Here is a 26,061-nt window from a genome sequence, read left to right on the forward strand (position 1 = left end):
GATGTACAAGGAGTTCGCTGTCGAGGCCGTGATGTGGCTCGTCCCGGTCGTGGTGCTGATCGGGGTGGCACTCCTCGTCACCGCGTGAGCCAGGGGCCCAGCCGGGGGTCGGCCCGGCCCCTGGCTGTCACTCAGCCGTAGTACCTGTACGAGACGTACGTGCTGGCGTACCGGTCGAAGTCGTCCTCACCGTCCAGCCAGTTGTTCCACATCTGCGCCAGCGTCCCGGTGCGCACGACGCAGGCGGCCCACTTGATCTTGCGGGGGCGGATGGTGCCCACGTAGTCGTAGCAGGACCCGGCCTTGCGGCCGTTGACCTTGAGACGCGCGTTGAGCTTCACGTTGTAGAGCGTCTTGTACGACTTGTTCCTGATCCGGACCTTGATCAGGCAAGTGTCCTTGCACCGGCCGAAGTAGACCTTGGTGCTGATGAGCTGAGCCTTGGCCGTGGTGCTCGTGGTGCTCGTGGTGGCCGTGGTTGCGCCGGCGGGCGGCGCCATGAGCGTGGTCGCGGTGGCCGCGACTAAGGCCATACCGGCAAGCCTCTTGAGCATGATTGCCCCCTGTGGTGGATTGCAGTCGCTCCCCCCGCCGGCAGCGACTTGTGCCTGTTCGACTACTATCAGGAAACCGACCAGGCCGACATTTCACCAAGAAGATCCGATACGAAACGGTTATCCGCTTATATCGGGCTTATACCGCAGGGCTACTCGGTCTCGTTGAGCTCGGCGATGGCCAGCTCGGCCGTGCTGCGGATGTCGAAGAACTTGTCGAGCGCCGTGATCGCGAACAGGTGCTTGCACCTGCCGTTCAGACCTGACAGCAGCAGCCGCCCGCCCGAGGCGGTGACGGCCTTGTGCAGGTAGACCAGCACGGACAGGCCGGAGGAGTCGCAGACGCTGACGGCCTGCATGTCGATGACGAGCATCGGGGGCTGGGTGAGGTCGAGGGCCTTGGTGACGCGGTCGCGGACCTCCGCCGCGGAGCCGAAGTCGAAGTCCCCCGTCAGCCGCGCGATGACGCAAGGTCCCTGGAGTCCGAGGCTTATCGACAAGGCCTGCTCCGAAGTCACCCAGCTCCACCTACCTGCGTTGCTCGACCGATCCACCTACTTTACGAGAAGTAGCGCTTCGGGTTGAACACCAGCATCTGCTCAATCTGGTCGTCGGTCACACCCGAGTCCAGCAGTGCGGCCAAGACATCGTCGTGAATGTGATCGTAGCGCCAGTTCGGTGCGAGCGTTGAGCGGGCCTCGTCCCAGGCGCCGCCGAAGTAGTCCATGAAGCAGGCGGTGTCGTGGCTGAGGACCATGCGGTCGGCGTATCCGCGCTGGCAGAGCGCCGCGACCGTGGCCACCCGCTGAGCCGTCGAGTTGTACGCGTCCAGGCCGAACCGGTCCATTCCCAGCGTCGCGCCGGTGTCGGCCAGGCGCATGAGGTAGTCGAGGTCGTTGCTGTCGCCCGCGTGCCCGACCACCACCTTCGCCAGGTCCACGCCTTCCTTGGCGAACAGGTCGAGCGCGATCAGGCCGCTCTGCGTGAAGGCGTTCGTGTGGACGGTGATCGGCGCGCCGGTGCGCACGTGCGCCTGCGCGACGGCCCGGCAGATGCGCTCGACGCCGGGCGTCAGGCCCTTCTGCTCCACCACGCACTTCAGGAACGCGGCCTTCACGCCGGTGTCGGCGATGCCCTCCGTCAGGTCACGGACGAAGTCGTCGATCATCGGCTCCGGCATGTCGAGGAACAGGCCGGGGCCCCGGTGCGCGTACTGGTGCGGCAGCTCCTCGAAGGCGTAGACGCCGGTGGCGGCGATGATGTTCAGGCCGGGCACCTGCTCGGCGACGCGCTGGATGCGCGGGATGTACCGGCCGAGGCCCCACACCGTCGGGTCGACGATCGTCCGCACGCCCTTCGCGACCACCGCGTCGAGCTTGGCGACCGCGTCCGCCACGCGGTACTCCTCGTCCCACCAGGCACCTTTGCCGTAGTTGTCCAGGTGCTCGGTGGAGAGCACGAACACGTGCTCGTGCATGAGCGTCTGCCCGAGCCGGTCGACGTCCACAGGTCCGCGGACGGTGTCGACAGTGGGCATGAGCGCCTCCGTACCGACTGGGCTGTAGGCGCTCAACCTAGGCTCGTCCACGGCCTCCGTCAACCACCTGCCCCGGCGCGGGCGAGCCGCCGGAACAGCGGCTCCGGGCCGGGCAGCCGCTCACCGCGCACCGCCGCGGCCACACGCGCCGCCGCGGTCGGCAGGAAGGGCTCGAGCTGTACGGCCAGCTCCCGGCAGGCGCGCACCAGCGTCCCCAGCGAGACCTCCTGCTGGGCCCGCGTCTGACGCCACGGCTGGGTGCGCTCGACGTACTTGTTGGCCTCCTCGACGAGCGCCCACACGGCCACCGCCGCCCGCCGGAAGTCGAACGCCTCCAGCGCCTCGTCCACCGACACCTCGACGAGCGCCTCCCCGTCGGCGGGCACGTGGCCGTCCAGGAAGCGGTGGACCATGGTGACGACCCGGTTGACCAGGTTCCCCAGCCCGTTGGCCAGGTCCTCGTCGGCCCTGGCGACCAGCCGTTCCTCGGTGAAGTCGGCGTCGCCCACGCGCGGCACCTCGCGCAGCAGCCACCACCGCACGGCGTCGACCCCGTACGCGTCGACGAGCGCGAGGGGGTCGGCCGCGTTACCCGCCGACTTGCTGATCTTCCGGCCGTCCACCGTGAGGTAGTCGTGCACGAAGATCCCCGTGGGCAGCGGCTCCCCCGCGGACAGCAGCATCGCGGGCCAGTAGACCGCGTGGAACCGGATCACCCCCTTGCCCATCAGGTGCACCTTGCGCGGCTCGGCGACCCACCAGCGGTCGTAGTCGTCGCCTTCGAGCGCGGTGACGTAGTTGGCCAGCGCGTCCCACCACACGTACACCACCTGGCTCGGGTCGCCGGGCACCGGGATGCCCCACCCGCGGGCCCGTGCGGCGGACCGCGAGATGCTGATGTCGCCCAGCCCCGCCTCGATGAACGCGAGCACCTCGTTCCGGCGCGCGACGGGCTCGATCCTGAGCCGTCCCGAGCGGATGAGCTCGCTCAGGGCGTCCTGGTACCGGGAGAGGCGGAAGAACCAGTTCTCCTCGGACACGTGCTGCAACGGCGCCTCATGCCCGTCGGGGCAGGGGCCTTCCTGGTAGAACTGCTCGCAGCCCACGCAGTAGAGCCCCTCGTAATGCCGCTGGTAGAGGTCGTGCCGCGTGGCCTCCCAGATCCGCTCGACCCCGGCGCGGTGCCCGGCGTGGGCGCTCGTCCGGATGAACGAGTCGAACGACAGGTCCAGCGGCCCCCTCAGCCCCTCGAACGCGGCCGCGTTCCTGTCCACCAGCTCCCGCACCGGCACGCCCTCCGCCTCGGCGGCCAGCACGTTCTTCAGCGAGTTGTCGTCGGTGCCCGTCTGGAACCGCACCGGCTCGCCCCGCCGCCGATGGTGCCTGGCCAGCACGTCGGCCTGCACCAGCTCCAAGGCGTACCCGACGTGGGGGCGGGCGTTGACGTAGGGGATGGTCGTCGTGATGTACATCGGTTGCCTCCAAAGGGGCCCCGAACACGACGAGAGGCCCCGGGTCGCAGGGCCTCAACAAGACGTCGCCGGTGAAACCCCCTAGGGGGCCATCATCACCAGGCAGGCGGTCATGACGCTCATGCTAACGGCCTCCGGCCCGCCCGGGCCACCCATATCGGCGTCAGCGCGCGGCACGGTGGCGTATCAGCCACACCGCCAGGCCGACCGCGAAGACCGTGAGCCCGGCGAGCACCGATGTCAGAGGAAGTGTCGCCGCCAACAGCGCGCACAGCGCCAGCCCGACCACCGGGACGAGCCTCGGCGGCGCGCCCTCGCCGGGGCCGAGCGTGAGCGCGCACGCGTTGGCGATGCCGTAGTAGACCAGCACGCCGAACGACGAGAACCCGATCGCCTCCCTCAGGTCGGCGACCAGCAGCAGCACGATCACCGCGCCCCCGACCGCCAGCTCGGCCCGCCGCGGCACCTGGTGCACCGGATCCACCACGGCCAGCACGCCGGGCAGGTCGCGCTCGCGCGCCATGGCCAGCACGGTGCGCGAGACGCCGAGCAGCAGCGCCAGCAGCGCGCCCAGCGCCGCCGCCGCGGCGCCGATCCCCACCACCGGCACCAGCCACGCGGCCCCGGCCTCCCTGGCGACCTCGGCCAGCGGCGCCGGGGACCTGGCCAGCAGGAACGGGCCGAGCGCGCGCAGCGCGGCCAGCGCGACCAGTGTGTAGACGACGAACGCGATGCCCAGCGCGATGCCGACGGCCCGTGGGATCGTGCGGGCCGGATCTCGCACCTCCTCGCCGAGAGTGGCGATCCTGGCGTAACCGGCGAACGCGAAGAACAGCAGCCCGGCCGCCTGCAGCACGCCCCACACATCGACGTGCTCCGGGCCGAGCGGGGTGAACCCGAGGTCGTGCCGCGCCTTGGCGAGCTCAGGACCGTACTCGGAGAGCGGCGCGTAGACGAACCAGCCGAACGTGACCGTGTTGTCGCCGAACAGCCCCGCGACCACCACCGCGGCGAGCACGGCCAGGACGAACACCACGATCACCTTGGCGAACCCCGCCGAGCGCCGCACGCCGTACACGCTGAGCGCGGTCAGCGCGGCCACGGCGCCGACGGCCAGGGGCCGCGCCAGCTCAGGGGCGACGTACGCGCCGAACGTGAGGGCCATCGCCGCGCACGAGGCGGTCTTGCCGACCGTGAAACCCCAGCCCGCCAGGTAGCCCCACAGCGGGCCGAGCCGCCGCCTGCCGTAGACGTAGGTGCCGCCCGACTCCGGGTAAAGAGCGGCCAGCCGCGCCGAGGAGGTGGCGTTGCAGTAGGCCACGACGGCGGCGAGCGCGAGCGCGAGGAGCAGCCAGTGGCCCGCGGCGCCCGCGGCGGGCGCGAACGCCGCGAACACGCCCGCGCCGATCATCGCGCTCAGGCCCACGACGACCGCGTCGGTGGTGCCGAGCCGCCGCGACAACTCCTCGGCCACGCCTCCCCCTCTGCTTCAGGAGGCTCCTACTCTGCCGCATCCCACCGACAGTCCACACCGACGCCCAGGTGAACGTTTACCGCCGGCCCCGTCTACGTGGCCTTCTCCGGCGCGGGCACCACCAGCATCGGCCGGTGTGCGTGGTGCAGCACCCGGTCGGACGTGCTGCCGAGCAGCAGCGAGCGCAGCCCGCCCAGCCCCCGGGTGCCGGTCACGATGAGCTTGGCGTCGATCTCGTCCGCCACGTCCACGATGGTCGACCAGACGGCGACGGAGTCCACGTCGCACCGCGGGGTGGCGTCCAGCCCGGCCTGGCGCGCCAGGTCCGCGCCCTGGTGGGCGAGCTCCCTCATCGCCTCCTCGACCGCCTTGTCCTCCTCGCCCAGCTGGTCCACCGCCATCATGAGCCCGGCGGAGGCTCTGGCCGTGGTCATCGCCACCCGCTCCCACACGGTCAGCACGACCGCGGGCTCCCCCGGCATGATCTCCCCAGCCAGGGCGATCGCCGCCTTGGCGTCCTCCGAGCCGTCGTACGCGATCAAGATGGTCATCGCAGCCACTCCTTTACGAGGTCAGGGCCTACCTCTTTCCCGCACGAACCGTTTCACGCCTGTTTCACGGGTAGGCCGCCCTTCATGACGGTGACGCGATTCCAGAAACTGCCCCTCGCCGAGCGCGACCGGGAGTGGGACGCCGACGAGGCGGACAAGCGGGTGCGCAAGTGGGCCGGCGCGGAGGACGGGCCGAACGAGAAGTACCGCAAGGCCTTCATCTGGTACGACGCCGACAACGCCGACGAGTTCGGAGCGTACAAGCTGCCGATCGCCGACGTCGTGGGCGGGGACCTGAAGGCGGTGCCGCGGGCCGTGTTCTCGGCGGCGGCGGTCATGGAGGGCGCCCGGGGCGGGGTCGATCTGCCGAAGAAGGACATCGAATCCGTCAAGGAGCACCTGGCGGGCTACTACGCCAAGATGGGCGAAGAACCGCCCTGGGAGCGCTGAGCCAACGGCGTCAGCATCGACAGCCCCGCCAGCGCCAGCACGCCGAGCTCGGTGACGACCACCATCCGCTGGGTCAGCCCGGCCGGGATGTCGTCGTTGGTCAGCGGGATGCCGAACATCCGCACCACGTACGGGACCACGACCAGCAGCAGGGCGCCCAGGGCCACGGCGCTGAGGACGCGCACCGCCCTGGCGTACCTGATCTTCGCCTTGGCCAGCAACATTCCCGCCGCGGGCATCACCAGGAAAGCGGCGAAAGCGGCGTACCGGTGAATGCCACCGGACAACGACAGTGGCACGCCCGGCCGGTCGGTGGGAAAGGCGCCGATCAGGAACATGCTCGCCCCCCACACCAGCAGCAGCGCGACGATCCAGCGGCTCATCCCGGCCCGGCGCAGCGCCTCGGCGATCAGCGCGGAGCCCACCGCGAACAGGGTCAGCGAGGCGGGCAGCAGCCAGCCGGACGGCTGGAAGGCGTACTCACTGATGACGCTGTGCAACGGGTCGAGGCCGGATTCGGCGTGCAAGGTGAGCATGGCGCCGCTTCCGGTGCCTATGGCCGCGAATCCACTGACAAGCAATTCCTTCATGCCCTAAAGCTCGAGGAATGCGCGCTCGCGGAGTATCGGAGATCGGCCCGAAACGGCCCTGAACCATCCCCTAATACCGAGGTATGCACGGCCCTGAGAGGTGCCACTTGACCTGGGCGGAAGCGACCCTTGGTAGGGACTCCCCCCTCAGGGTGCGTACGGGGCGCACGACCGCGATTTGACTTCGAGTGCACTCTAAGGGTGAACCTGGATACATGACGATCCAGGAGGCCGCCCAGCGGTCCGGACTGAGCGCGCACACGCTGCGTTACTACGAGCGCATCGGGCTCATCCACTCCGTGGGCCGCGACCACAACGGGCACCGCGACTACGCGGAGGAGGACCTCCGGTGGCTGGAGTTCCTCACCAGGCTGCGGACCACCGGCATGTCGATCGCCGACATGTGCCGGTACGCGGAGCTGCGGCGCATGGGCAAGCACACCGCCGGCGAGCGGCGCGAACTGCTCAAGCTGCACCGTGAGCGGGTCAGGTCGAAGATCGCCGAGCTGACCGAGGACCTGAAGGTGCTCGACTACAAGATCAACCGTTACGGGGACATGGCATGAAGAAGCGCATTCTCGGAAAGAGCGGCCCGGAGGTCTCCGCGCTGGGGCTCGGCTGCATGGGCATGTCCGAGTTCTACGGCCCCGGCGACGACAAGGAGTCGATCGCCGTCATCCATCGCGCCCTCGACCTGGGCATCGACTTCCTCGACACGGCCGACATGTACGGGCGCGGCGCCAACGAGGAGCTCGTCGGCCGGGCCATCAGGGATCGGCGGGACGAGGTCGTGCTGGCCACCAAGTTCGGCGTCAAGCGCGGCGCCGGCGCGCGCTCGATCGAGAACAGCCCCGAGTACATCAGGGCCGCCTGCGACGCCTCACTCCAGCGCCTCGGCGTGGACCACATCGACCTCTACTACATGCACCGGCGCAACAGGAACGTGCCCGTCGAGGAGTCGGTCGGCGCGATGGCCGAGCTGGTCGAGCAGGGCAAGGTACGCCACCTCGGGCTGTCCGAGGTGAGCGCGGACACGCTGCGCAAGGCGTCCGCCGTCCACCCGATCGCGGCCCTGCAGAGCGAGTACTCGCTGTTCGCCAGGGGGCTGGAGGCGGAGATCCTGCCCGCGGCCAGGGAGCTGGGCGTGGCGCTGGTGGCGTACTCGCCGATCAGCCGCGGCCTCCTGTCCGGCACGCTGCCCCCGGTCGACGAGCTGCCCGAGGACGACGTCCGGCGGTGGATGCCGCGCATCGCGGGCGAGGCCGGCGCGCGCAACTCGGCGCTGGTGGCGGAGGTACGGCAGATCGCCGACGCGGCCGGGATCACCACGGCGCAGCTCGCCCTGGCCTGGGTGCTGGCCCAGGGGGACGACATCGTGCCGATCCCGGGGACGAAGCGGCTGACGTACCTGGAGGAGAACGCTGCGGCAGCCGACATCACGCTGACGTCCGACCAGCTCGACGCCCTGGCCCGCGCCATCCCCGCCGACGCCGTCACCGGCACCCGCTACCCGGACATGTCGGAGATCGAGGCATAACCCCGCGGCCGCTTTGGGCCGGGGTCACGACGGGAGGTCGAAGTACGCGCGGATCGTGGTCGCCCCCGCGCGGGTGTGGACGCGTACGAGATCGCTCAGCAGGTTGACGATCAACAGCCCCCGCGACCCCGCGTGACGGGGATCGACCGGCCGGCGCCCCGCCAGCGGGTCGGTGATGTGTCCCGAGTCGCTGACCTCGCACACCATCCGCCCGTCCTCCACCCAGATCCGGACGGTCCCCGACCCGCCCCCGTGGTCGAGGCTGTTGGCCCCGAGCTCCGCCACCGTCAGGCGGATGTCGTCGAGCCGGTCGCCGGAGAACCCCATCAACGCGGCCTGCCCGGCGGCCAGGCTGCGGGCCTCCGAAAGGTTGGTGCGGTCGAAGCGCAGCGACACGAACTCGGCCGGCTCCTGCAGCGCCCGGTTGTGCCCCGAGATCACCAGCTCGGGCGCGTAGTCGGCGCTGGGCCACTCCCCCCTGACGTCCCACATCACGGGATGGGTGCGCTCCGCCTCCTGGATGACCTCGGGCGCCAGCCCCACGACGTCGTACGGGCACAGGATCGTGACCCGCCGCCCCGCGAACGCCAGGTTGATCAGCGCCTCGTGCTGCGCGGCGGCACCGTATTCGGTGTCGGTGCGCCCGGCCCAGATCGGCTCGCCGATGATCCGGACGTGTACGCCCGGGTGCTGGTCGGCGAAGTCGCGGAGCACGGCGGGGATGATCCGCCCCGGATTGCGCCCGGCCTCCTGCATGTTGAGCAGGAGCACCGACTTGGCGTCGTCACCCAGCTCGGCCTCGATCAACGCGAGATTCGCGGCGGGGACCGCGACCGCGACGGGCTCGCCGAGGGCCAGTCCGGCGCGGACGAACGCCGTGGTGGCAGCCACGTATTCCCGGTCGCCCCGGTAGAGGAGCGCCGGATGTACGAACGGTTCCGCGAACATCAGGGTTCACGCTACCCAACGTTGATGACTTCAAGGCAATCAGTTGGGTATCTAGTGAGTGTGAAGAGCAGAATGCCGCTTATCCGCCGCCCCCGCCCCGCAACCAGGCCGCTCCCCCTCGATCTACGCACTCCGTCCGGCCGGATCCTCCCGTTCTGAGCGATGAGAACCCTATGCTCGAGGACATGCCGGAATTGCAGATGCGGGTTTCCGACGATGACCGGGAGTGCGCCGCGCAGCAGCTGCAGCATGCCTTCACCGAGGGCCGCCTCACCCAGCTGGAGCTCGAGGACCGCCTTGAGATCGCCCTGACCGCGAAGACCTACGGCGACCTGCTGGGCCTGATCGACGATCTCCCCGTCGATCAGCCGCAGGTCGACGACGTGGTCGAGCTGGAGTCGAAGAACGGCCACATCAAGCGCTCCGGCGACTGGGCCGTCCCCCGGCGGCTGCGGGTGACCTCCAAGTACGGCGGCGTCGAGCTGGACCTGTCCGAGGCCGTGGTCACCCACCCGGTCGTGGACATCGAGCTCGACCTCGCGTACGGCTCCGCCAAGATCATCCTTCCGGAGGGCGGGGTCGCGAACGTCGACGCGTTCCGAAGCGACCACGGCCACGTCTCGACCTCCGACGTGCCGGGCAGGCGGCGCCCCGGCGCCCTCTACGTCGTGATCAGCGGCAGGACGAAGTACGGCGGGCTGACGGTGCGCTATCCGCGCAGGCGCTGGTTCACCCAGTGATGGAAGAGCGAGATGTGGTGCTCGCTGGGCACGAGCACCCCTCCGTCGCGGTACGCGCGTGACGACATGCCGGGCTGGGTCCGCTCGCAGGCGTCGAAGTCCTGCTCGTTGACCCGGTGGAACAGCTCGACCGACGACGACAGGTCGGCGCCGGAGGCCACCACGTCCGGGTGGTAGAGCCAGTCGCACTCGACCACGGTCCTGTCCGCCGCCAGCGGGACCATCCGGTGCAGGATCACGTGGTCGGGCACGAGATTGACGAACACCTGCGGCTTGACGGTGATCGCGTAGTAGCGGCGATCCTGGTCCTGCGACACGTCGGGCAGCTTGCCGAACCCCGGGCCGCCGTCCACGGTGAACCCCTCGACCCGCTCGGCGAACTCCGCGCCGTGACCCACGTAGTACTGCGCCGCGTAGCCGCCCGCGAACTCCGGCAGCACGGCGACCAGCTCGGGGTGGATGGTGGCGCAGTGGTAGCACTCCATGAAGTTCTCGACGACGAGCTTCCAGTTGGCCTTGACGTCGTAGACGATCCTGCGGCCGAGCGCGAGCTTGTCGACGTGGTAGCGCTCGATGGCGGCGGGGTCGCCGAGCCGTTCGACAGCCGCGTACGTCACCGTCTCCTCGAACGAGGGCGGCTCCACGGCCAGGCACACCCACGCGTACCCCAGCCATTCCCGCAGGTGCACGGGCACCAGGCCGTACTCGACGCGGTCGACGTCGGGCATCTTCGCCAGGTTCGGGGCGGCGGCCAGGCGGCCGTCGAGGTCGTAGGACCAGGCGTGGTACGCGCACCTGATCGTCCTCCTGACCTCGCCCTCCGGCTCGAGGCAGAGGCGGGCGCCACGGTGCCTGCAGACGTTGAGGAAGGCCCGCAGCCGATCGTCGCGGCCGCGTACCACGATCACGCTCTCCCTGCCGACCTGGACCGTCCTGAACGCGCCCGGCTTCGGCAGGTCCTCGCCCCTGACCGCGCAGAACCAGAGGGCCTCGAAGATCTTGGCCTGCTCCTCGGCGAACACCTCGGGGTCGGTGTACGAGCGGCCGGGAAGCGTGGGCATCAAGCTGGACAACCGGCCCCCTCTGTTGCGCATGACGCACCGAGTTGCTCTATATGCGACTTTATGCGGACATCGTCAGTCGGCCCTAGGACACTGTCAAGAGGTAGGTGCTGTACCCCGACAACGTGGCCGGTTTTTACACCGGCTTGATACCGATGGTGTTAGCGGGGTGCAAGTGACGGTCAAGGACTGCTCCATAATGTTCCCTTCGTTCGTTAAACCTACGAAGGGCTTGAAATGACACCCCCTCGTCGTCGCCTGGCCGTCGCGGCCGCGACGCTGACCCTTGCCGTCCTCACCACCGCCTGCGGTGCCATCGGCCAGGCTGTTGACTGCAACACCGCCGCCAGTGAGGCCAGCAAGATCGCCACCGAGTGGAGCTCCGCGATGGCGAGCGCCGCCACGGACAAGGACGCCCTCGGGAAGGCCTCGAAGACCGCGGCGGACAAGACCAAGGAGCTCGCGGGCAAGTACGACGGCGACGTCGCCGCCGCGCTGAACGACCTCGCCGCCGGGTTCGAGACCATGGAGAAGGGCGACCTGAGCAGCGCGGCCGAGTTCACCAGCAAGATCGGCGGCTTCCAGAGCAAGATCACGTCTGCCTGCTCCTGACGTCAGACCCGCGGTCGCCGCCCCTCCTGTGGGGGGCAGGACGGTGCGGCGGCCGCGCCACATCCGGGCCAATTCGTTCTAGTCTTGCTGCCCGTGACGGCTGAGATTCTGGCGGCGCGAACGGGGGCGTCCGCCGCCTTGTGGAAGGCCCGGCTCTCCGGCCACCCCGCGCGCGTGGGCGCTATGGCGCTCGTCTCCGCGGCGGTCTACGCCGTGCTGGGGCTGGTCAAGCTGGCCACGTTCCGGGCCACCACGTTCGACCTGGTGATCGTGGACCAGGCCGTGCGCAACTACGCGCACTTCCGCCCGCCGTACATCCCGGTGCGCGGCGTGTTCTCCGACCGCGGCATGGACTACGTCCAGCTCGCCGACCACTTCTCGCCGATCTACGCGCTGCTGTCGCCGTTCTACTGGATCCACGACGGGCCGGAGTCGCTGATCGTGGCGCAGGCGGCGCTGTTCGCCGCCGCGATCCCCTTCCTGTGGCGCTACACCAGGCGCGTGCTGGGCGTCGCGCCCGCCTACCTGCTCTCTGTGGCGTACGCGCTGTCGTGGCCCGTGGCGCAGGCGGTCGCGTTCGACGCGCACGAGGTGATGTTCGTCCCGCTGCTCACCGCGATCATGATCGAGCGCTACCACGCCGGCCGGACGCTGCCGGCGTTCCTGGCGATGTCCGGGCTCCTCCTGGTCAAGGAGGACATGGGGCTCATGGTCGCCGGGGTGGGGCTCTGCCTGGTCGTCATGGGCGACCGGTGGCGCGGCGCGCTCTGTGTGCTGTACGGCCTCGGCGCCGTGCTGGTCGCCCGCGGCCTGGTGACCTCGGTCTTCGGGGGCGACGCCACGGACTACTGGGGCTACGGGCACCTCGGGAAAAACCTCCCCGACGCGCTCATGGGGATCGTCCGCGATCCCGTCTCCGCGGTCCTGCTGCCGTTCAGCGCGGAGGCCAAGGTCGACACGCTGCTCCTGCTGGCCTGGCCGACGTTGATGCTCTGCCTGCTCTCGCCGCTGTCGTTGGCGGCGCTGCCCCACGTGCTCGAACGCATGCTGTCCGACCGCGACCAGTGGTGGCAGGCCGACTTCCAGTACAGCGCGTTCACCGTGATCATCCTGTTCTGCGCGGGCGTGGACGGGCTGGCCAGGCTGCTGCGATGGCTCAAGCGCTCCGACGACCGCTCGCTCAAGCTGGCCTGGGCGGCGGCGGCCTGCGCGGTCGCGCTCACCCTGGTGCCCAAGTTCGCGCTGGACCAGCTCTACCATCCGGCCTTCTACAAGGAGCCCAAGGCGGCCGCCGCCGCGGAGGCCGCGAGCAAGGTGCCCTCCGGGGTCACCGTCGAGGCGGTCAACTCCCTCGGCCCCGCCCTGAGCTCCAGGACCACGGTCCTGCTGTGGACGGCCAAGTCGCACGGCGCTCCGTGGGTCGTGGCCGACACCGCACGCTGGGAGTTCCCCTTCGGCTCCCCCGACGAGCAGCTCGCGGTGGTCGGCGGCCTGCAGGCCAACGGGTACACGAAGGTCTTCGAGCGCGACGGCTACGTGGTCCTGCGACGCGACTGAACCGCCTCCCCGTAGGCCCGCTCGAACCCCGCCAGAACCGTGGGCCACGAGCCCGCGGCCGGGACCGTCGCGCGGTTGTGCGCGGCGATCGACTCGCGCAGCCCGGAGTCCGTGCACAGGCGCGCCACCGCGCGGGCCAGGTCGCCGAGCGTACGGCCGAGCAGCCCCTCCGTGCCGTTCCCGACGAAGTCGGCGACGCCGCTCTGCGCCCTGGCCACCACGGGCAGACCCGCGGCCCGCGCCTCGAGCGCCGCGATGCCGAACGACTCGCGCGGCGCGGGCGCCACGAACACGTCCGCGGACTCCAACACCTTCGCGATCTGCTCGCGGGTGTAGCGGCCGGGCAGGGAGACCCAGTCGGCCATGCCGTGCCTGGCGAGAAACCGTTCCATCTGACCGCGGGCCGGGCCGTCGCCGACGATCGTGGCGCGCATGGGGATCCGGGCGGGCACCCGCGCCCTGGTCGCCTGGAGCAGCTTCAGCAGGCGCACGGGCTGCTTGCGCGGCGCCAGCCGGCCCACCGCGACGATGTGCACCTCGTCGCGGCGGTCGCGGATCCCAGGAGGCGGCGCCCAGCCGGACAGGTCGAGGCCGTTGGAGACCACCCGCACCGGCACCTCGGGCCCGGCCACGGCGCGGATCGGGGCCGCCGCCGCGTTGCTGACCGTGGTCGCCACCAGCCCCCACCGCTGCCAGCCGAACGCCAGCCGCAGCAGCCGGTAGACCATCCGCGTGACCGGGTCCCACATGCTGTGCACGGTCACCACGCACGGCGCCCCAGCCTTCGCGGCGGCCCGCACGCCCATCCAGGCGAACGGCGAGACCGCCCCCGTGTGGACGTGCACCACGTCCGGGCGCAGTGAGGTGATGCGGCGCGTGAGATGCCCCACGCCGAACGGGTGCACCGGCAGGTCGAACGGCATCCTGGCGACGATCCTGTGGACGCCCGGCAGCTCCTCGCCCCTGGTCGCCGTGGCCACGGAGACGTCGTGTCCCGCCTCGCGCTGCATCCGCACGAGATCGGCCACCTGGACCTCGATCCCCCCGAGTCGCGGCAGGTAACAGTCACTCACGTGAAAGATCCGCACCCCTCCCAGACTAATCTGGGCGTGTGCCTCCACGTACCGCTGTGTTCTTCCATGCCCATCCCGACGACGAGGCCCTGCTGACGGCGGGCACCATGGCGATGCTCGCGGCCGAGGGGCACCGCGTGGTGCTCGTGGTGGCCACCGCGGGCGAACGCGGCCTGGCCGATATGGAGCCGGGCGAGGCGCTCGGCGAGACCAGGCTCAAGGAGCTCTACCAGTCGGCGGCGATGCTCGGCTGCGCGCGCGTGGAGTGCCTCGGATACGGCGACTCCGGGCTGAGTCCCAAGGGCGGCATCGCCGAGGAGCGGCCCGACAACGCCTTCATCGACGCCGACACGGAGGAGGCGGCCAAGGCACTGGCCGCGATCCTGCAGGAGGAGAAGGCGGACCTGCTGGCGATCTACGATCCGGCGGGCGGCTACGGGCACCCCGACCACGTGCAGGTGCACCGGGTGGGCAAGCGGGCGGCGAAGATCGCCGGTACGGAGATCGTCCTGGAGGCGACGGTCAACCGCGATCCGCTGGTCAGGCTGCTGCGGCTGGCGGGCCGGTTCTACAAGTTCCCGCCGGAGTTCGACGTGCGGACGTTCGAGAGCGCGTACTCGTCGAACGAGACGATCACCCACCGGGTCAATGTCCGGAAATATACGAAACAGAAGCGGGCGTCCATGGCCGCGCACGCCTCCCAGGCCAGCGGCGGCGACAGCGACCGCACGCTCGCCGTCATGCTCAAGGTCCCCGGCCCGATCTACCGGTTCGTCTTCGGCACCGAGTGGTACGTACGCCGTGACCTGCCGCCCGGCACCCGGCTGACTCATCCCTTCGACCAGTGGCCCAAATAATCCTCCAGAAGGACGTTGTCGCTCCGGCGACCCGTCAGACTGGACCCCGATGAAGAACAAGTGGCTCCAGACCGCCCTGTCCGTGCTGTCGCTCGGACTCGCCGTGCTGCTCGTGGTCTACCTGCCGCAGATCGTCCACACGCTCACCGGCAAGCCCGTCTCCTGGCGCCAGATCGGCGCCGTCTTCGGCACGCTCGGGGCCGGTGAGATCGCGCTGATGAGCGCGCTGTGGCTGCTGAGCCTGCTGGCGTACACGTTCGTGCTGACCAACTCCCTGCCCGGCCTCAACAACCTGCAGGGCCTCACCATCAACGCGGCGGGCAGCGCGGTCAGCAACCTGCTGCCGTTCGGCGGGGCGGTCGGCGTGGCGGTGACGTTCGCGATGACCAAGGGCTGGGGCTTCACCAGCCGGTCGATCGTGGTGATGACGCTGGTCAGCGGCATCTGGAACACGTTGTTCAGGTTCATCCTGCCGGCCGTCGGGATCATCGCGCTGCTGGCGGCGGGCAAGGCGCCCAACGCGACCGTCGCGAACGCCGGGTGGACGGGGGCCATCTCGATCCTCGTGCTCTGCGTGATCGTGGCCGTCGCCCTCTACTGGGAGCGCGCCGCCGACGTGCTCGGCCGCGCGCTCGACGGCATCACCCGGCTGCTCCGGCTGAAGTTCCATGCCTCGGACGCGTTCCACAAGCTGCGCGCCGACACCGCCGGCGTCGTCAGGACCCGGTGGCTCGGGCTCTCGCTCGGCATGGTGTTCTTCCTCGGCTTCCAGTGGGCGATCATGGCGGCCTGCATGTACGCCACCGGCGCCTGGCCTGGCCCGGCCGAGTCGATCGCCGTCTTCGCGCTGTCCAGGGTCCTGACCAGCGCCCTGATCACGCCCAGCGGGGCGGGGATCATGGAGAGCGGCGTGGCCGCCCTGCTCATCTCCGCGTTCGGCGTGCCGGCCACTCCCGCCATCGCCACCGCGCTGCTTTTCGGCTTCTGGACTTACACTATCGAGATCCCGTTCGGCGGCCTGGCACTGGGCGCATGGGCGCTGCTGCGCAGGCGCAACGGCCGGAACGCCGGCGCGGAGCCCCCGTCCGCGATCTCGAAGGCCCAGTAGTGACAATCCCAAACCCATCAAAGACCTTGTGCGTGATTCCTAGGCCCGCATAGCGTGGCGGCTGACATGGTGGCGTTCCGAGTTCTGGGGCCAGTCGAGGCGTACGAACAAGACGACGAACTCGACCTCGGCGGGTTGCGGCAGCGGGCCGTCCTCGCCCGACTTCTCGTGGCCAGAGGTCAGGTCGTGCCCGTTGACACGCTTCTTTACGATCTGTGGGACGACGACGCGGCAAAGGGCGCGCAGTCGGGTCTGCAGGTCTACATCTCGCGCCTGCGGCGGGTGCTGGAGCCCGGCCGCCCGCGCGGCGGGCCCAACCGGCTGCTGGTGACGGTCGCGTCCGGCTACGCGTTGCGGGTGGCCGCCGACCAGGTCGACGCGCTCAGCTTCGAGCAGCTCGTACGCGCGGCGGGCGAGCATCTCGAGGAGGGCGATCCGCAGTCCGCCCGCGGCCGCCTGCAGAAGGCTCTGGGGCTGTGGCGCGGCACCCCGTACTCCGACTTCGCCGACCAGTCGTGGGCGGAGGCCGAGGTCAACCGCCTGGCGGAGCTGCGTCTCGTGACGCGCGAGCGGCACGCCGACACCGGCCTGCGGCTGGGCCTGCACGCCGAGACCGTGCCCGACCTCGAGGCGCTGACCACCGAGCACCCGCTGCGCGAGGAGGGCTGGCGGCTGCTGGCGCTCGGCCTCTACCGGTGCGGCCGGCAGGGCGACGCGCTGGCCGCGCTGCGCAGGGCCAGGAACATCCTGGCCGACGAACTGGGCATCGACCCGGGTCCCGCGCTGCGCAAGCTGGAGTCCGACATCCTCGCCCAGTCGCCGGAGCTGGACCTCGCCGTCCCCGCGCGGCCCACGCGTCCGGCGCCGGTCACCGACACCTGGCCGCCCAGGCCGGCCGCGGCCGTCGAGCCGCCGCCGCTGGAGCCCGAGCCGTTCGTCGGCCGCGACGCCGAGCTGGCCAGGCTGACCACGACCGCCTCGCGCACGGGCAGGTTCCAGGTCGCGATCGTGGCCGGGGTCGCGGGCGCGGGCAAGACCACGCTGCTGCGCCAGCTCGAGAGCAGGCTCTCCACTGACGGCTGGATCGCCGCGTCCGGCGCGTGCCCCGACTCCAGCGCCACCCCGCCGGGCTGGGCCTGGGTGGAGATCCTGCGCTCGCTCACCGCCGTGTCCGGCGCGGGCGAATACGCGCAGCTGCTCGCGCCGCTGCTCGACGACGCCGCCCCCGACCCCGACGAGGACGAGGCGTCCGGCGGCTTCCGGCTGCACCGCGCGGTCGGCGGTTACCTGGCCGGGGTCGCGCGCCGGGCGCCGGTGCTGCTGACGCTCGAGGACCTCCACTGGGCCGACGACCAGACGCTCGCCCTGCTGCGCGCGCTGCCCAGCCTGCTGGCCACCAGCCGGGTGCTGCTGGTGGTGACGTGCCGGGACAACGAGCTCGACGACCGCCAGTCCGACGTGCTGGCCGCGCTGGCCAGGCTGGGCCCGGTGCGCGTGAGCCTGTCGGGGCTCGACCCCAAGGCCGTGGCCGAGCTGGTCAAGGCGACGTGCGTACGCGAGATCGACGAGGACGCGGTCGAGTCGATCGTCGAGCGCACGGGCGGCAACCCGTTCTTCGTCCGCGAGACCGTCCGCCTGCTCGACTCCGAGGGCGCGGCCGACCGGGCCAGCGCCGCCGAGGTGCTCTCGCAGGTGCCCTCCGGCGTGCGTGACGTGCTGCGGCGGCGCATCTCGCGGCTGCCCTCGGGGGCGCAGCAGATCCTGCTGCAGGCCGCCGTGATCGGGCGCGACGTCGATCTCGACGTGCTGATCGCCGTGTCCGGCGACGCGGACGCCGTGATCGAGGCCGTCGAGGCGGCGCTGCTGGCCGGGCTGGTGACCGAGCCGGGTCCCGGGCAGCTCAGGTTCGACCACGACCTGGTGCGCGACACGATCTACTCCGACGCCTCCAGGCTCCGCCGCACCAGGCTGCACGCGGCCGTGGCGGCGGTCATCGAGCACCAGCGGCCGTCCGACGTGGCGGCGCTGGCCCACCACTACTTCCTGGCCGACGCGGCCGGCAAGGCGGTCCACTACGCGGGGCTCGCGGCCGAGCAGGCCGAGCGGCGCTTCGCCCACCGCGAGGCGGCCACGCTGTGGGAGCAGGCCATCGCGGCGTTCGACCGCTCGCGCGACGACCAGAGCGGCGCGCAGACGCCGGAGCGCACGAAGGAACGCCTGCGGCTCATGCTCCGCCAGATCAGGGCGCTGGCGCTGTGCGGCGACATGACGGCGGCCCGGCTGCTGCGACGCCAGGCCATGGACGCCGCGCTGCCGCTGGGCGACCTGGAGATCACCGCGAAGGTGGCGGCGTCGCTGGCCGTGCCGCACAAGGGCATGGCGCGCGACTTCACCCGCACGGCGTGGGAGATCGTGGACGTCACCGAGAAGGCGCTCATGGAGCTGCCCGAGGGTGAGCAGCGGCTGCGGGCCAGCCTGCTGACCACGCTGGCGCTGGAGCTGGAGGGCTCCTCCTCGCCGGAGCGCGGCCGCCAGGCGTCCCTGGAGGCGCTGGAGCTGGCCAGGCAGAGCGGCGACCCGACGCTGATCGCGGCGGCGCTGAGCGGGCGGCTGCGGCAGTCGTACGACATCCCGGCGGTGGACAGCCGCGAGAGCATCGGCAGGGAGCTGCTGGAGGTCGCACAGCGCTCGGGGCAGATGGCCACGCAGGCGCTGGCCCACCTGGTGCTCCTGGAGTGCGCGGCGGCCAGGGGCGAGTTCACGGTCGCCGACGAGCACGCTGCCGCCGCCGACCGCCTGGCCAAGCAGTACGACCTGTCGGCCCCCGCCGCGGTCGTGGTCTGGTACTCGGGCCAGCGGCTGATGATCTCCGGCGACTACGCGGGCGCCGAGCGGGCCTACCGCGAGGCGGCCAGGATGACCGCGCGGGCGGGCATGCTGGAGGGCCGCCAGGACCTCCCGTTGATCACGACCTTCTGCCTGCACCTGGTCGACGGCCGGGCGGCCGAGATGGTCGACCTGCTCGCGGAGGCCCACCTGCGCGGCGCCAAGTGGACGCTCGACGCGTACGCGCTGGCCCTGGCCTCGGCGGGGCACCTCCAGGACGCCAAGGCCGTGGCCGCCACCCGTCCGCCGGTGCGTCCCGACTTCCTCTACGAGCTGGCGATGACCTGGCGGGCCCTGGCCGGCATGCTGCTCGACGACCGGGAGCGGATGGTCGACTGCTACGACAAGCTCAAGCCGTTCGCCGACCGGGTGGCGGGCGCGGGCACCGGCGTGGTGGCGCTGTGGCCGGTGGCGCTGACGCTCGGAGACCTCGCCATCCGCCTGGGGCAGCCCGACGCCGCGCGCGACCACTACACGAAGGCGCTGGAGGTGGCCGAGCGGGTCGGCGTGCCGCGCTGGGTGGAGGCGGCGCAGCGGTCGGTCAGCAGCTCACCTGGCAACGGACGCTCCTGACGGCGGTCGGTCAGCAGCTCACCTGGCAACGGGCGCTCTTGACGGCCTCGGCGCCTTGGACCGGCTGACCGCCACGGGCCGCTCCTGCAGTGGCTCGGTGACGGGCATCTCGCGGGCCGACAGGGTGACAGTCGTCACAGGCGCGGGCTCGCTGCCGGCCCCGTCGTGGACGGAGACGCCGGCGTACGCGCCGGTGAAGGCCAGGGACGCCACGAGGAGCTTGGCCGCGTTCGTGACGCCGCAGGCCAGGACCGCTGCGCTTCTCCCCGGCATGTCCAACCCCCTTCTGCCTCACCCCTAGAGTGAGGCTGGGTGGTTGAGTCCTGGTTGTCGCCTGGTTGCCGTGGCTTGCAAGCTGGTGTGGCGGAAACTTTCAGCTTGAACTAAGGTAAGCCTGACCTAAGACTTGGGAGGGGTGTGCGGATGAGCGGCATTGCCGATCCTCTGAAGCCGTCCTGGTTCGGCCTGCCGCACTGGCTGGTCGGAGCCGTGCTCATCCTCGCCCTGTTCGGAGCGTTCCAGGTCTACTACTGGGTCGGCCGCAGGCTGGGCGAGAAGCTCTACGACTCGCGCGTGGGCGTCCGGCTGGGGCGCGAGCGGATCGCGAAGATCGAGCAGGTCGTCGAGAGGTGGGGCGCGCTGGCCGTCTACGGCTGCTTCTGGGTGCCCATGCTGCGGCACACGCTGCCGTGGGTGGCGGGGGCGCTGCGCGTGTCCTATCCCTGGTACGTGGTCGCGAGCGCGCTGGGCTGCCTCACCTGGGCGCCGCTGTGGTGGTTCGCCGCGACGGCGGTCGTGTGGGGATGGCTGGAGCTGGCCGCGCGTTCCCCCGTCACGGCGGCGGTCGTGGCCGTGCTCGCCGTGGCCGCGATCTCCTGGGCGGTGGTGCGGCGCAGGCGGAAGCGGCGCGCCGCCTCGTCAGAGGCCCTGGTCTCCTGATCCGATCTGGGCTTTATGGCGTAGTTCGGCAAACGGACCCTTGATTTCCTGTCACCATGTTTGGCATGCGTATTGGGGGTTTCATTGGCTCTGCCGTACTCGCGCTGGTTGTTGGGGTCGCCTCCCCGGCCGCGGCGGCGGATGCGCCGGAGGTCGCGGCCAAGTCCGCGTACGTGGTCGACTCGGCCGGAACGATCCACTTCGGCAAGAGCGAGACTCGCCGGACTCCGGTGGCCAGCCTGGTCAAGGTCATGACGGCGTACGTCGTGCTGCAGGAGGCCAAGCTGAGCGACACGATCACGATCAGCGCGACCGACGTCAAGTACGCGGCCGGCAACGGCGCGACCACGGCCGGGCTGAAGAAGGGCGAGCAGCTCACCGTCAGGGACCTGCTGTACGGCCTCCTGCTGCCGTCCGGCGCGGACGCGGCCAACGCCCTGGCGCGGCGCTACGGTCCGGGGAAGACGGCGTTCGTCGCCAAGATGAACCGCACCGCCCGCTCCCTCGGCCTGTCCGACACCCGCTACGCCAACCCGGACGGCATGCCCACGCCGGGCGACGGCGGCTACTCGACAGCGGTCGACCAGGTCAAGCTGGCGCAGCGGGCGCTGGACGACGCCGACTTCGCGGCCGTGGTGGGGAGCAAGGTGTACAAGGTGGCCAAGACGTCGTTGCACCGCGCGCACACCTGGCGCAACTCCAACAAGCTGCTGTCGCGTGCCGACGGGGTGCTGGGCGTGAAGACCGGTTACACGAAGGCCGCCGGATACTGCCTGCTGTTCGCCGGGGAGCGGAGCGGCAAGCGCGTGGTGGGCGTGCTGCTCGGTGACCGGAACGAGCGCCGCTTCGCGACCGCCGAGCAGCTCCTGGACTACGCCGGGGAGCAGATCGCGGGCGGCTGACCGAGGCGGTAGGCGCGACCTTCGACGCCCCACTCGCCGAACGGCGGGCGCTCGCCGCGATCGATCGCACGGATGGAGGGGCGGCCTATGTGGGCGAACACCAGCCGCCCCACCCGCAGCTCCTGGGCCTGCCGCGCGACCTGGAGCACGCTCGCGTGCCCGCCCACGCCGCCCGCGAAGCGGATCGGCCGGTCCCAGCCCGCCGCGTCGGCGAACATCAGGTCCACCCCGGCCGCCCAGGCGGGAAAGGTCCAGAACTCCGGCGCCCAGGCGGCGTTCGCCCGCTCCGTCCTGATCAGGTAGCCGTAGGTGGGGTGGGAGGTGTGGGTGACCGGCAGCGGCACGATCTCCACGCCCGCGGCCTCGTAGGCCGCCACCCCGGTGGTCATCCCGAGCGCCCGCGCCGCGCGGCGGATCTGGGGCATCAGCTCGGCGCGTTCGTCGCAGACCAGCCAGCCGTCGAGCCGCTCGCCGCCGGCGGCCTCGCCTCCCCCGTCGAGCAGGACGCGGTGGCCCTGCCAGCGGGCCAGCAGCCCGGCGGGGCGGTAGCGCGGGGAGTTCATCGCGCCGACGCCGACCAGGCGCAGCCGCACGGCCGTCATCCGGTGGTCCAGCTCACGTCCTCGCGCGCCCCCAGCGCCTCCTCCACCTGGGACAGGGGCAGAGCCAGCGGCATCGGGTACGTGGTGCGCACCCTGGACAGATCACGGTGCATGCGGGCGAAGACCGCGAAGTCGCGCGGGAACGCCCGGGGATCGACCCCGGCGAACACCCCGATCTTCCGCCCCCTTGCCAGCACGTCCTGCCACGCGTCGATTGGCGCGATCCCCGGCGACTCCACGCCGTGTGAGAAGAGCGCCATCCGGATCTCGTCGTACGGCTCCCCGCCGTCGAGGTACGACAGCAGCCCTTTGCGTGAACTCTCCGAGTTGAAGACCATCCAGTACGGCACCGATCCCGTACGCAGCGTCCACCACGGCTCCAGCAGCACGAACGACTCCACCAGCAGCCGGTCACCCGGGAGGCCGCGGGACTCGTACCAGGACCGGTAGAGGTCGGCCACCGCCGGGGTCAGCGCCTCGGGATCCGCGAACCGCAGCAGGGCGACCTCGTTGTCGACACGGCCGGCGGCGTCCCGCAGATCGTCCATGAGCTCGGGTTCGAACCCCCACTCCGCCTCGGGGCTCTCGCCGTCCGGCTCGGGAGCGTCCCAGCTGCGGTACGGGGAGCCGTGGCTCGCCAGGTAGCGGGCGATCTCGGGGCTCCCGAGGCGGTACTCCTGAGGGGACAGGCCGCCGAGCGCGCCGTGCTGGAAGACGTACCGCTCGCCGATGCGGGTGGTCGGCCAGCTCAGCTCGCAGTCGGAGACGACGAGCGTGCCGTCGAGACATTCATCAAGGAACCGGCGGTAGGCCTCCGGCAACCGCCGCCACTTAATCCGGAAATAGGACATTCCCGAAATCATCAGGCGGTCCTGGTTCGCGTCGTGCATGTGGTGCAGGATCAGGTCGGGGTTGGCGGCCAGCATGGCCTCACCGGCCGGGCGGACGCGGCGGAGGCAGTCCTTGGGGGCGTCGGGGTGGCCGCCGCGCTGGCGTACCGGCACCAAGAGGGTCTGGGGCAGCCAGGGCGCGCCGAGCGCCGCGGCCAGGTGGACCAGCGCGCCCGAGGCGGAGCCCACGAAGACCACCGGGTAGCGGCGGCGCGGGTAGTGCCCGACGACCCACTCGGCCAGTTCGTCCGCGCGCAGGCTCGCCAGCTTCGCCGGTGCGCTCGCCTCGCTCCACCCGGACAGCGCGTACGCCCGCTCCGAGAGGCGGCGCGGCAGCCGGTTCGCCGCCCCCAGCACGCGGGAGACGACCGGCTCGGCGGCGGCGGGGAACTGCCCGAGCGCCGGGAAGTCACGTCCGCGCAGATGGCGGGAGAGCGCACGGAGCATGCCCGTGGCCGAGTCGAAAGAGGCGGCGTACTTATGCATCGGCCACGAACTCCCTGATGAGCGGCACCAGGACCGCCGGATCGCGGAACGGGATCATGTGCGGCGCACCGGGCACGACCGTCAGCCTGCCACGCGGCGTCATGCGGGTGACCTCCTCGGCCCAGTCCTGTGGCACCAGCCTGTCGAACTCTCCCCTGACGACCAGCGTGGGCACCGTGAGATGCGGGAGCTTGTCCTCCACGCGGTCCCGTACCGCCGCGCCGAAGCTGGCCATGACCTGCCGGAGCCCCGCATCGCGGTAATCGGCGGCGTTGAGGGGCATCATGCGCGGGTCCTCGCGCCTGGAGTTGCGGACCCACCGCGCGATGAGCCGCGGCCACGATCTGGCCGCGGCATCCACGGTGGGTCCGATCAGTACGAGCGAGCGGACCCGTTCCGGATGGCGCACCGCGACGTCCACGGCGACCTGGCAGCCGAACGAGCAGCCCACCAGGCAGGCGGGCGGAAGCCCCTCGGCCTCCAGCCAGTCGGCCAGCGCGTCGGCGAGTTCGGTCAGGCCGAGCGCGTACGGCGGCTTCGTGCTCTGCCCGAATCCCGGCAGATCGACGGTCCAGGCGGGCAGGTGCTCCCCCAGCGCGGCGACCAGAGGGCGCAGCTCCCTGCTCGACACGCCCGCGCCGTGCACGCAGACCACGGGTGGGCTTCCGTCCGCGTCCGGCGGGACGCGCCGCCATCCGGTCACCGACCAGTCGCCGAGCCTGGCCGTCCGCTGTTCGAGTTCGATCTCTGTGCTTCTCATGGCACAGACACAGGTGCCCTCAGGAAGGCCGGGCTCACTTTTCTCACATGGTCCGGCAGGCCGGATCCAGTCGGTCGGCCGTCCACCTGAGCGAGTACGCCACTCGTACGCGCACCCTGGCCCTGGGGCGGTGCGGTCTGCGCGGCGCGCCAGGGAGCGCGTCGCCCAGCTGATCCCGGTAGCCCATCGCCGTCTGGTGAGCGAGGACCTGCATAGCATCCATGACTCCTCCTTAATCAATTAAGACCTTAATCGATTAAGGCCAATCGGACAAGCTCTTCGGTACGGTGGGACGATGGCCAGGGTGACACTGCAGACGATCGCCGACCGGCTGGGCGTGTCCCGGGCCACCGTGTCCTACGCGTTCTCCCGGCCCGACCAGCTCAGCGAAGGGCTGCGACAGCGGATCATGGAGGTGGCCGACGAGCTCGGCTACGCGGGGCCCAACCCGACGGCGCGCTCGCTCCGGCTGGGGCGGGCGGGGGCGCTCGGGTTGATCTTCAGCGAGACGCTGGCGTACGCGTTCGCCGACCCGTACGCGATCGGGTTCTTCCAGGGGCTGGCCACGGCGGCCGAGGACGCGGGGGTGGGGCTGCTCATCCTGCCGCTGCCGCACGGCGACCGGCGCAGCGAGACGGTCAGGGACGCGGTGGTCGACTCCTTCTGCGTGATGTCGCTGCCCGACGGCCATCCGGCGCTGGCCGAGGTGCTCGCCAGGAAGCTGCCCGTCGTGGTGGTGGACGAGCCGTACGTGCCGGGACATCCGTTCCTGGGCATCGACGAGCCCGCCGCCGCGGCCACCGCCGCGCGGCACGTGCTGCGGCTCGGGCACCGGCGGGTGGGGGTGGCCATGGTCGGGCTGCACGACGACGGCTACACCGGCTGGGCCTCCCAGGAGCGGCAGGAAGGCGCCGCGTTCGATGCCATGCGGCGTCGGCGGAGCGGCTACCAGCAGGCCTGCGAGGAGGCCGGGGTCGACTGGTCAGGAGTGCCGTTCTACGAGGTCGCGCGTAACTCACGGGAGGCCGGGCGGAAGGCGGGGCACGCGCTGCTCCGGCGCGACCCGCGGCCCACCGCGATCCTCACCAACACCGACGTGCTCGCGCTGGGGATCCTCGACGCGGCCGCCGACCTGGGGCTGGAGGTGCCGAGGGAGCTGTCGGTGGTGGGCTTCTCCGACAGCGCGGCCGAGGAGGCGGGGCTCACCACGATCAGGCAGGCCAAGCAGGAGATGGGCGAGGCGGCGGGGCGGCTGCTGCTGTCGGGGGCCGCGGCCGAGCCGGAGCGCCTGATCTTCCCGTACGAGCTGGTCGTCCGCACCTCGACCGCTCCCCCGCCTCAGGCCTGACGGATCAGGCCGCGCAGCGAGAGCTCGAGCCAGCGCTCCCTGCGCGCGGCGGGCGTGTCCGTGCCCGGCATGGTGGTCATGAGCAGGGCGAGGTCGTCGACCGTGACGTCGGCGTACAGGTCGCCCTGCCGCTGAGCCGCCTCCACCATCATGCCGAGCGCGTCCCTCGACCGGCGCTCGGCGTCGGCCAGCGAGTACGCGCCCAGGTTGGTCGCGGCCTCGCGCAGCGCCCGATCCTGGTCCATCTCCAGCGCCACCCACCGGAGCAGTGCGGTGATCTCCGCGAGAGCCGCTCCCCCGGCGTCGATCCTGGCCAGCGCGGCGTCGAGGCGCGCCACGATCTCGTCCGCCAGCTCGGCCATGGCGGCGCCCACCAGGGAGACCTTGGTCGGGAAGTGCCGGTAGAGCGTGCCGACCGCGACGCCGGCCTCGGCGGCGATCTCGTCCATGCCCACCTCGGGGCCGCGCTCGGCGATCAGCCTGCGCGCGGCCCGCAGGATGCCGGCCCTGTTCCTGATCGCGTCCGCTCGCGGTGCCACAGGTCTCCCCCTTCA

28 protein-coding genes are annotated in these 26,061 nt (G+C 71.1%); 12 read left to right on the forward strand and 16 right to left on the reverse strand.

The features are described from left to right. Positions 1–131 precede the first annotated feature (131 nt). The 6 genes from ABD830_RS22930 to ABD830_RS22955 all read right to left on the reverse strand — a co-directional run bounded on the left by ABD830_RS22930 (position 132) and on the right by ABD830_RS22955 (position 5,588). A complete protein-coding gene (locus ABD830_RS22930; protein WP_344990689.1) occupies positions 132–533 on the reverse strand; it encodes a hypothetical protein in 402 nt (133 codons plus the stop codon). Positions 534–706: 173 nt separating this feature from the next. Next, positions 707–1,072: an STAS domain-containing protein gene (locus ABD830_RS22935; protein WP_344990692.1), complete on the reverse strand. Its 366-nt coding sequence runs from the start codon at positions 1,070–1,072 to the stop codon at positions 707–709. A 41-nt stretch (positions 1,073–1,113) separates the two neighbouring features. Next, positions 1,114–2,091, reverse strand: coding sequence for a phosphotriesterase family protein (locus tag ABD830_RS22940; RefSeq protein ID WP_344990694.1), 978 nt, complete (start codon positions 2,089–2,091; stop codon positions 1,114–1,116). Between the two features lie 59 nt (positions 2,092–2,150). Further along, positions 2,151–3,563: a methionine--tRNA ligase gene (locus ABD830_RS22945; protein ID WP_344990697.1), complete on the reverse strand. Its 1,413-nt coding sequence runs from the start codon at positions 3,561–3,563 to the stop codon at positions 2,151–2,153. A gap of 163 nt (positions 3,564–3,726) precedes the next feature. Then, positions 3,727–5,037, reverse strand: coding sequence for an APC family permease (locus ABD830_RS22950; RefSeq protein WP_344990699.1), 1,311 nt, complete (start codon positions 5,035–5,037; stop codon positions 3,727–3,729). A gap of 92 nt (positions 5,038–5,129) precedes the next feature. Continuing rightward, the gene (locus ABD830_RS22955; protein ID WP_344990702.1) at positions 5,130–5,588 is read right to left on the reverse strand and encodes a universal stress protein; all 459 of its coding nucleotides are present in this window, start codon (positions 5,586–5,588) and stop codon (positions 5,130–5,132) included. A gap of 84 nt (positions 5,589–5,672) precedes the next feature. Between ABD830_RS22955 and ABD830_RS22960 the strand changes: the two genes are divergently transcribed. Continuing rightward, complete coding sequence (locus ABD830_RS22960) at positions 5,673–6,038, forward strand: hypothetical protein (protein WP_344990705.1); 366 nt, start codon at positions 5,673–5,675, stop codon at positions 6,036–6,038. Here ABD830_RS22960 and ABD830_RS22965 read toward each other — a convergent pair. Continuing rightward, complete coding sequence (locus ABD830_RS22965) at positions 5,999–6,628, reverse strand: DUF998 domain-containing protein (protein WP_344990708.1); 630 nt, start codon at positions 6,626–6,628, stop codon at positions 5,999–6,001. The genes ABD830_RS22960 and ABD830_RS22965 overlap by 40 nt on opposite strands. Positions 6,629–6,843: 215 nt before the next feature. On the opposite strand from ABD830_RS22965, the gene ABD830_RS22970 reads away from it, so the two are divergent. Further along, the gene (locus tag ABD830_RS22970; protein ID WP_344990711.1) at positions 6,844–7,194 is read left to right on the forward strand and encodes a MerR family transcriptional regulator; all 351 of its coding nucleotides are present in this window, start codon (positions 6,844–6,846) and stop codon (positions 7,192–7,194) included. Continuing rightward, a complete protein-coding gene (locus ABD830_RS22975; protein ID WP_344990714.1) occupies positions 7,191–8,165 on the forward strand; it encodes an aldo/keto reductase in 975 nt (324 codons plus the stop codon). Before ABD830_RS22970 ends, ABD830_RS22975 begins: the two co-directional genes overlap by 4 nt. A 24-nt stretch (positions 8,166–8,189) precedes the next feature. Here ABD830_RS22975 and ABD830_RS22980 read toward each other — a convergent pair whose 3' ends face one another. Continuing rightward, positions 8,190–9,113 (reverse strand): anti-sigma factor RsbA family regulatory protein, encoded by a 924-nt coding sequence (locus ABD830_RS22980; protein ID WP_344990717.1) that lies wholly within the window; start codon positions 9,111–9,113, stop codon positions 8,190–8,192. A 185-nt stretch (positions 9,114–9,298) separates the two neighbouring features. On the opposite strand from ABD830_RS22980, the gene ABD830_RS22985 reads away from it, so the two are divergent. Next, on the forward strand, positions 9,299–9,853 hold the full coding sequence (locus ABD830_RS22985) for a DUF1707 SHOCT-like domain-containing protein (protein WP_344990720.1): 555 nt from the start codon (positions 9,299–9,301) through the stop codon (positions 9,851–9,853). Here ABD830_RS22985 and ABD830_RS22990 read toward each other — a convergent pair. After that, complete coding sequence (locus ABD830_RS22990; protein WP_378520985.1) at positions 9,823–10,947, reverse strand: aromatic ring-hydroxylating oxygenase subunit alpha; 1,125 nt, start codon at positions 10,945–10,947, stop codon at positions 9,823–9,825. The two genes, ABD830_RS22985 and ABD830_RS22990, sit on opposite strands and share 31 nt — an antisense overlap. A gap of 204 nt (positions 10,948–11,151) precedes the next feature. Here ABD830_RS22990 and ABD830_RS22995 point away from each other — a divergent pair, with 204 nt between their 5' ends. Together ABD830_RS22995 and ABD830_RS23000 are read left to right on the forward strand one after the other, a co-directional pair. Further along, complete coding sequence (locus tag ABD830_RS22995) at positions 11,152–11,526, forward strand: hypothetical protein (protein WP_344990723.1); 375 nt, start codon at positions 11,152–11,154, stop codon at positions 11,524–11,526. Positions 11,527–11,619: 93 nt separating this feature from the next. Next, positions 11,620–13,083: a DUF2079 domain-containing protein gene (locus ABD830_RS23000; RefSeq protein WP_344990726.1), complete on the forward strand. Its 1,464-nt coding sequence runs from the start codon at positions 11,620–11,622 to the stop codon at positions 13,081–13,083. Here ABD830_RS23000 and ABD830_RS23005 read toward each other — a convergent pair. Further along, positions 13,059–14,156 carry a glycosyltransferase gene (locus ABD830_RS23005; RefSeq protein ID WP_344990729.1) on the reverse strand — a complete coding sequence of 366 codons (1,098 nt, stop codon included), beginning with the start codon at positions 14,154–14,156 and terminating at the stop codon, positions 13,059–13,061. The genes ABD830_RS23000 and ABD830_RS23005 overlap by 25 nt on opposite strands. Before the next feature lie 38 nt (positions 14,157–14,194). On the opposite strand from ABD830_RS23005, the gene ABD830_RS23010 reads away from it, so the two are divergent. The 3 genes from ABD830_RS23010 to ABD830_RS23020 all read left to right on the forward strand — a co-directional run bounded on the left by ABD830_RS23010 (position 14,195) and on the right by ABD830_RS23020 (position 19,580). Continuing rightward, complete coding sequence (locus tag ABD830_RS23010; RefSeq protein ID WP_344990732.1) at positions 14,195–15,013, forward strand: PIG-L deacetylase family protein; 819 nt, start codon at positions 14,195–14,197, stop codon at positions 15,011–15,013. Between the two features lie 49 nt (positions 15,014–15,062). Beyond that, the gene (locus ABD830_RS23015) at positions 15,063–16,121 is read left to right on the forward strand and encodes a lysylphosphatidylglycerol synthase domain-containing protein (protein WP_344990735.1); all 1,059 of its coding nucleotides are present in this window, start codon (positions 15,063–15,065) and stop codon (positions 16,119–16,121) included. A gap of 66 nt (positions 16,122–16,187) precedes the next feature. After that, entirely contained in the window at positions 16,188–19,580 is a 3,393-nt protein-coding gene (locus tag ABD830_RS23020) for an ATP-binding protein (protein WP_344990738.1), read from the forward strand. Positions 19,581–19,598: 18 nt separating this feature from the next. Here the strand turns inward: ABD830_RS23020 and ABD830_RS23025 are convergent, their stop codons facing one another. Next, entirely contained in the window at positions 19,599–19,853 is a 255-nt protein-coding gene (locus ABD830_RS23025; protein WP_344990741.1) for a hypothetical protein, read from the reverse strand. A gap of 150 nt (positions 19,854–20,003) precedes the next feature. On the opposite strand from ABD830_RS23025, the gene ABD830_RS23030 reads away from it, so the two are divergent. Both ABD830_RS23030 and ABD830_RS23035 read left to right on the forward strand, forming a co-directional pair. Beyond that, on the forward strand, positions 20,004–20,519 hold the full coding sequence (locus ABD830_RS23030) for a DedA family protein (protein ID WP_344990744.1): 516 nt from the start codon (positions 20,004–20,006) through the stop codon (positions 20,517–20,519). A gap of 65 nt (positions 20,520–20,584) precedes the next feature. Beyond that, the gene (locus tag ABD830_RS23035) at positions 20,585–21,421 is read left to right on the forward strand and encodes a D-alanyl-D-alanine carboxypeptidase family protein (RefSeq protein ID WP_344990747.1); all 837 of its coding nucleotides are present in this window, start codon (positions 20,585–20,587) and stop codon (positions 21,419–21,421) included. On the opposite strand, the gene ABD830_RS23040 is transcribed toward ABD830_RS23035, so the two are convergent. Genes ABD830_RS23040 through ABD830_RS23055 form a run of 4 tightly spaced genes read right to left on the reverse strand, consistent with a single transcriptional unit; the run spans position 21,391 to position 24,382 of the window. Beyond that, a complete protein-coding gene (locus ABD830_RS23040) occupies positions 21,391–22,023 on the reverse strand; it encodes an MBL fold metallo-hydrolase (protein ID WP_344990750.1) in 633 nt (210 codons plus the stop codon). The two genes, ABD830_RS23035 and ABD830_RS23040, sit on opposite strands and share 31 nt — an antisense overlap. Further along, entirely contained in the window at positions 22,020–23,399 is a 1,380-nt protein-coding gene (locus tag ABD830_RS23045) for a hypothetical protein (protein ID WP_344990753.1), read from the reverse strand. The genes ABD830_RS23040 and ABD830_RS23045 overlap by 4 nt, the downstream gene beginning before the upstream one ends. After that, positions 23,392–24,159, reverse strand: a complete 768-nt coding sequence (locus tag ABD830_RS23050) for an alpha/beta fold hydrolase (RefSeq protein ID WP_344990756.1) — start codon at positions 24,157–24,159, stop codon at positions 23,392–23,394. The genes ABD830_RS23045 and ABD830_RS23050 overlap by 8 nt, the downstream gene beginning before the upstream one ends. Positions 24,160–24,202: 43 nt before the next feature. Further along, a complete protein-coding gene (locus ABD830_RS23055) occupies positions 24,203–24,382 on the reverse strand; it encodes a hypothetical protein (protein ID WP_344990759.1) in 180 nt (59 codons plus the stop codon). A 72-nt stretch (positions 24,383–24,454) separates the two neighbouring features. Between ABD830_RS23055 and ABD830_RS23060 the strand changes: the two genes are divergently transcribed. Continuing rightward, positions 24,455–25,507: a LacI family DNA-binding transcriptional regulator gene (locus ABD830_RS23060; protein ID WP_344990762.1), complete on the forward strand. Its 1,053-nt coding sequence runs from the start codon at positions 24,455–24,457 to the stop codon at positions 25,505–25,507. Here ABD830_RS23060 and ABD830_RS23065 read toward each other — a convergent pair. Next, complete coding sequence (locus ABD830_RS23065) at positions 25,498–26,046, reverse strand: TetR/AcrR family transcriptional regulator (protein ID WP_344990765.1); 549 nt, start codon at positions 26,044–26,046, stop codon at positions 25,498–25,500. The genes ABD830_RS23060 and ABD830_RS23065 overlap by 10 nt on opposite strands. Positions 26,047–26,061 lie beyond the last annotated feature (15 nt).

Origin of the sequence: Nonomuraea helvata, from assembly GCF_039535785.1 — a bacterium.
Taxonomy (GTDB): Bacteria; Actinomycetota; Actinomycetes; order Streptosporangiales; family Streptosporangiaceae; genus Nonomuraea; species Nonomuraea helvata.

Bases quoted from the DNA above. Each gene is read 5' to 3' on its own strand.
- ABD830_RS23025 (WP_344990741.1), bottom strand. From the start codon at position 19,853: ATGCCGGGGAGAAGCGCAGCGGTCCTGGCCTGCGGCGTCACGAACGCG.
- ABD830_RS22960 (WP_344990705.1), top strand. From the start codon at position 5,673: ATGACGGTGACGCGATTCCAGAAACTGCCCCTCGCCGAGCGCGACCGG.
- ABD830_RS22970 (WP_344990711.1), top strand. From the start codon at position 6,844: ATGACGATCCAGGAGGCCGCCCAGCGGTCCGGACTGAGCGCGCACACG.
- ABD830_RS23050 (WP_344990756.1), bottom strand. From the start codon at position 24,159: ATGAGAAGCACAGAGATCGAACTCGAACAGCGGACGGCCAGGCTCGGC.
- ABD830_RS22990 (WP_378520985.1), bottom strand. From the start codon at position 10,947: ATGCGCAACAGAGGGGGCCGGTTGTCCAGCTTGATGCCCACGCTTCCC.
- ABD830_RS23055 (WP_344990759.1), bottom strand. From the start codon at position 24,382: ATGGATGCTATGCAGGTCCTCGCTCACCAGACGGCGATGGGCTACCGG.
- ABD830_RS23020 (WP_344990738.1), top strand. From the start codon at position 16,188: ATGGTGGCGTTCCGAGTTCTGGGGCCAGTCGAGGCGTACGAACAAGAC.
- ABD830_RS22980 (WP_344990717.1), bottom strand. From the start codon at position 9,113: ATGTTCGCGGAACCGTTCGTACATCCGGCGCTCCTCTACCGGGGCGAC.
- ABD830_RS22995 (WP_344990723.1), top strand. From the start codon at position 11,152: ATGACACCCCCTCGTCGTCGCCTGGCCGTCGCGGCCGCGACGCTGACC.
- ABD830_RS22985 (WP_344990720.1), top strand. From the start codon at position 9,299: ATGCCGGAATTGCAGATGCGGGTTTCCGACGATGACCGGGAGTGCGCC.
- ABD830_RS23015 (WP_344990735.1), top strand. From the start codon at position 15,063: ATGAAGAACAAGTGGCTCCAGACCGCCCTGTCCGTGCTGTCGCTCGGA.
- ABD830_RS23045 (WP_344990753.1), bottom strand. From the start codon at position 23,399: ATGCATAAGTACGCCGCCTCTTTCGACTCGGCCACGGGCATGCTCCGT.
- ABD830_RS23030 (WP_344990744.1), top strand. From the start codon at position 20,004: ATGAGCGGCATTGCCGATCCTCTGAAGCCGTCCTGGTTCGGCCTGCCG.
- ABD830_RS23060 (WP_344990762.1), top strand. From the start codon at position 24,455: ATGGCCAGGGTGACACTGCAGACGATCGCCGACCGGCTGGGCGTGTCC.
- ABD830_RS22975 (WP_344990714.1), top strand. From the start codon at position 7,191: ATGAAGAAGCGCATTCTCGGAAAGAGCGGCCCGGAGGTCTCCGCGCTG.
- ABD830_RS22945 (WP_344990697.1), bottom strand. From the start codon at position 3,563: ATGTACATCACGACGACCATCCCCTACGTCAACGCCCGCCCCCACGTC.
- ABD830_RS22930 (WP_344990689.1), bottom strand. From the start codon at position 533: ATGGCCTTAGTCGCGGCCACCGCGACCACGCTCATGGCGCCGCCCGCC.
- ABD830_RS23040 (WP_344990750.1), bottom strand. From the start codon at position 22,023: ATGACGGCCGTGCGGCTGCGCCTGGTCGGCGTCGGCGCGATGAACTCC.
- ABD830_RS23035 (WP_344990747.1), top strand. From the start codon at position 20,585: ATGCGTATTGGGGGTTTCATTGGCTCTGCCGTACTCGCGCTGGTTGTT.
- ABD830_RS22965 (WP_344990708.1), bottom strand. From the start codon at position 6,628: ATGAAGGAATTGCTTGTCAGTGGATTCGCGGCCATAGGCACCGGAAGC.
- ABD830_RS22940 (WP_344990694.1), bottom strand. From the start codon at position 2,091: ATGCCCACTGTCGACACCGTCCGCGGACCTGTGGACGTCGACCGGCTC.
- ABD830_RS22955 (WP_344990702.1), bottom strand. From the start codon at position 5,588: ATGACCATCTTGATCGCGTACGACGGCTCGGAGGACGCCAAGGCGGCG.